Genomic DNA, 4235 nt, shown 5'->3' with positions numbered 1-4235 from the left:
GCTCAATGAGACCATGTTCCGGAACCTGGCTCACGCCCGTGCCGTCATTGCGGCCTGGGCTGCCGACTACAACACCGAGCGCCCGCATTCGGCTTTGGACTACCAGACCCCGGCTGACTACGCGCAAGCCCTGACCACCGCAATCGCCCGCCCCGCTGCGCGAGATGAAAGCTCCGCGCGTCGGGCGATTGCTAACCCTGCGCCGAACGGCGTAAACAACAACCGGGCTCCGGTCGCTACTGGATGAGTGTCCCGTGGCAGGTCAGCCTCTTCCCAAGATGTTCCGAAACTCCGAAGTCCGCGTAATTAGAGCCGAGGCATTTTTGCACAGGACCAGTCTCGCTGTTTCGAAGTCTTGCCAATGCCGGGGTTGAACCGATTGGTGGGATCAAGCTCACGGTAAAATGCCTCAAGGGCAGGCTTGGCTTCGTAGAGGTGGCCGACATTGTGTTCAGCCGGATATTCGGCACCTCTCGCCGTCAGCAACTTCAGGATTTCGCGTTCGATCGCTTCAAGATCCTCTCCCTTTTTAATGAGATACTCCTGATGAATAACGTGGCATAGAAAGTGGCCTACATAAACTTTTTTCACGATCTTGCTCTCGATTTCAGGCGGTAGCGTCTCGAACCAGTCGGTCAGGTTACGCGGCAGTGCCACATCAAGCGGGACGATCCCTTCGCAAGTGCGTGTATTAACGGCTCGATAGCGAACCACTGCACCCCCGGATGCGAAGCGATTGAGGAAGGCCGCGTTCCCCTCGTCCGGTGTGCATTCGATGAACGAGCCGGTCTCGGAGGGAAAGTGGCTTCCAAGATAAGCCCTCATTTCCGCGATGCACGGTCCGCCTGTGCGCAGCATCAGATGATGTGTGAACCGGTCGCGATATTCATTCAGCCGTTTCGGCAGGTGGTCCGGGAAAAGCGATGCTACGCCTTGAAGGATGCGGTCGCTAATCGCCGAGCACAGTCCAAGCCGTTCGCACAGACCGTCCACCCGACTTTTCATCGCGAATGCCATCGGTACGCGGGTTGTGCCGAACGCCTTGATGAACAAGAAGAGGTCTTTCCCGTAGCTCTGGCAGATCCGATAGGCGTCCTGATGCATGTATTCGCCGGCGATCGGCAGATGCTCGAAAGTCGAGAGGATATTGCGCCGGATCTCTTCGAGTTCGCCGGGAGACTGGCTGCCGATGTAGAACACCTGCTCTTCTTCATCCGCAACGAAGGTGTCGAGCCGTGTCGCGAAGATTCCGATCTTTCCGGCGGAGCCCGAAGCCTCGTAGAGACGGCGCGGATCGGCATTGAAGCGCGCGGGCTTATCGGAGTCGATGTCCCGGACGTGCTGATGGTATTCCCGGTCGGAGGCCCAGGCATTGGCGCTCGATTGAATGTCGTGCGCGCCGTAATCCTTTGTATCCAGCCGGCGCAGGATTTCTTCCGGCTCCTCGCCGAGTTCGACGCCCAGGTGGTTCACGAGATGGAGGCGCCCGGTCCCGTCAACCTGAGCGAACAGGGAAAGCTGGGTATAGGAGGGACCGCGCTGGACCAGCGAGCCGCCGGAATTGTTGCAAACTCCTCCGGTGACAGATGCGCCGATACAGGTCGAGCCGATCACCGAATGGGGCTCGCGTCCGAGAGGTTTGAGCACGCGCTCTAAGCTATCCAGACGCGCTCCCGGCATGCAAATGACCTGACGGCCGTCGTCAATGATGTCGATGCGATCGTTACGCATCGTGTTGATGATGACGATTGGGCGGTCGTACCCTTCTCCGAATGGTGTTGAGCCGCCGGTCAGGCCCGTATTCGCAGCCTGAAAAATCATCACAACGTCTGCGGCGACGCAGGCTTCCATAACACGCCACTGCTCGAGTAGCGTGCCGGGGCGTGCCACGCAAAGAACCTCTCCGTCCCCGTAGCGATATCCTTTTCGGTAGAGCCGCGTGGCTCGATCACCTACGTGGAGGTGCCGTTTGCCAAGGATCCGTTCCAGGCTGTTGAGAAGCGTCATTGTCATTCGCTCTTCCTCGTTCGCATGGATCTTCCATGCGAGGCTACCGTTCGGATATCGGACTGTTCGAAATCATCCGCCCGAACGGCGCAGATTTAAAGTTGTCGGGCGTCACATCAGTAATCGGCCAAGGACGAGGCCGATTGTCAATCCCGGAGCAAAATTGGTCATCTGACCGGTGGAATAGTCCTCAACGGCAGAGGTCTGGCGTACGCTGCGGCGCTTGCGCTCCCTAGTAGCTGACGCGCGTCAAGGTGCATTTGTCGAAGCCAGTCCGGCTTAGATGTTCAGTCCCGGCGAGATTGTCAGTCACTTCGGGTGGCCGGACAAGGGGCCAACCGTGACAACTTCGGGCTATCCGCTGCGGCTGCTGTTGCCTAGATTTGAAGGGAACACGCACATCAAGTGGCTGCGGCGTCTCGAAGTGAGCGACCAGCCGTTCATGACCCGGGAGGAGACGTCGAAATACACCGACCTCATGCCCGACGGCAGCGCCCGGCAATTTTCCATGGAGATGGAGGCGAAGTCGGTCATTACCTTTCCCTCGGGCGCGATCCGGATTACTGGCACTTTCGCATTCCGCATGTCCTCTGTCGTACGCCGTTCGCGAAAATTCGGCTTCGTGTGGGCCATCTTTCAATTTCCTGCTTCTCAGGAGGATAGAAGAGATGTGAACTGGCCCCCGTTTTGACCGGACACTCAGGCATAACCATGGAGGCTTGGGCATATGCCTGAGCACGTGCTTATGTCTGAGATAGAAATTATCACCGATGGCGGCCGTCGGCGCCGCTGGACCGCGGCTGAGAAGCTGCGGATCGTGGAAGAGACGCTGGACGACCGTGCCAGCATCTCGGTGGTTGCGCGCCGCAATAGCGCAGCACCGAACCTGCTGTATCGTTGGCGCCGGCTCATGCTCGAAGGGGGAAGTGTCGCCGTGTCCGAGGATGATGACGTCACCAGGTCGAGCCTGCGAGACAGGTCGTCCGCCAGATGGAGGACCGCATCCGCGAACTCGAACGCCAGCTCGGCCGCAAGACGCTGGAGGCCGAAATCCTGCGCGAGGCTCTGGACAAGTCACGCTCAAAAAAACTGACCTTGCTCGCGCGGTCGCCGCTGAAGGACGATTTCCGGTTAAGGTCGTGGCCTAAACTCTGGGTGTCGCCCGTTCCAACCTGATCGACCGGTCGAAGGGGGAGACAAAGCCGCGGCGGCGCTACCATAAAGCGCAAGACGCGGCGGTGGTGCCAATGATCACGGCGCTGGTGGCAGCGCGTCCGACCTACGGCTACCGGCGGAGTTGCCAGTGGTTGCGCCACTGGTCCGAGCGACCACTGGCGACGCGCTCCTGAACCGGCAGCTTCGAGCTCGGGACTTGGCGCCGGTCAATCACAAGCGGGTCTGTCGCATCATGAAGGCCCACAACCTGCTGTTCGCACGGAAATACACGGAGCGTCCCGAGCATGTCCACGACGGCAAGGTCATCGTCGTGCGTTCGAACCTGCGTTCGCCGGTGGGCTCGAACCAGTGGCGCCTCACCGGCTCACTGCTCGGACGGGTTCGAGTATACCTGTTGGAACGGCGACATCGTCCGCGGCGCCTTCATCATCGACGCCCACGACCGCGAGATCATTGCTTGGCGTGCCGTGGTCAACGCCGGGATCAGTGGCTCCGACATCCGCGACATCATGCTCGAGGCCGTGGAACGCCGCTTCGGCGCATACCGCGCGTCCTCGGTCATCGAGATGCTGTCCGACAACGGCTCACCCTACATCGCGAAAGACACGCAGATCTTCACCCGTCAGCTCGGCCTGAAACCCTGCTTCACGCCGATCCAGAGCCCGCAGAGCAACGGAATATCGGAGGCCTTCGTGAAGACGCTGAAGCGCGACTACAACGAAAACCACCCGCACTCAGGGCTGAAAATGCGCTCGCCTCGCGAATTCATCGCCGCTCAAACCGCAACCGCCTGAGTGTCCGGTGAAACAGGGGCAAGACCAAGATGTCGAAACCCAGTTTAGAATGTGCCCGTCTCCGGAATACAAATTCTTAGAGTAATAATTATGTAATATTGTGAACATGTATATGGGCCTTGTTGCATATATCGGTGAGAAGGTTTCACCTCGGGAATCCTGATAGTTAGATCGATGGCATGCCAAAGCCTGCCAACAGCCGCTACCGCACGACGAACTGGTTTGACTATAACGCTGCGTTGAAGCGGCGAGGATCGT

The 4235-nt window shown here is 59.1% G+C and carries 3 protein-coding genes and 1 pseudogene; 3 read left to right on the top strand and 1 reads right to left on the bottom strand.

The window, feature by feature from the left end:
* Positions 1–247, top strand: a 247-nt coding sequence (locus LX81_RS16640; RefSeq protein ID WP_146259459.1) for an integrase core domain-containing protein, incomplete at its 5' end; no start/stop codon positions are given.
* A 59-nt stretch (positions 248–306) separates the two neighbouring features.
* Here the strand turns inward: LX81_RS16640 and dld are convergent.
* Complete coding sequence (gene dld / locus LX81_RS16635; RefSeq protein ID WP_111538445.1) at positions 307–2013, bottom strand: D-lactate dehydrogenase; 1707 nt, start codon at positions 2011–2013, stop codon at positions 307–309.
* Positions 2014–2347: 334 nt separating this feature from the next.
* Here dld and LX81_RS23350 point away from each other — a divergent pair, with 334 nt between their 5' ends.
* Entirely contained in the window at positions 2348–2698 is a 351-nt protein-coding gene (locus LX81_RS23350) for a molybdopterin-dependent oxidoreductase (RefSeq protein ID WP_373280291.1), read from the top strand.
* A gap of 36 nt (positions 2699–2734) precedes the next feature.
* Positions 2735–3977 (top strand): annotated as a pseudogene (locus LX81_RS16625) (IS3 family transposase).
* Positions 3978–4235 lie beyond the last annotated feature (258 nt).

The organism is Palleronia aestuarii (assembly GCF_003253995.1).
In the GTDB taxonomy this organism is placed as follows: domain Bacteria; phylum Pseudomonadota; class Alphaproteobacteria; order Rhodobacterales; family Rhodobacteraceae; genus Palleronia; species Palleronia aestuarii.
The sequence above is the reverse complement of the archived record's forward strand: the minus strand, read 5'-3'. Positions and strand labels throughout refer to the sequence as shown.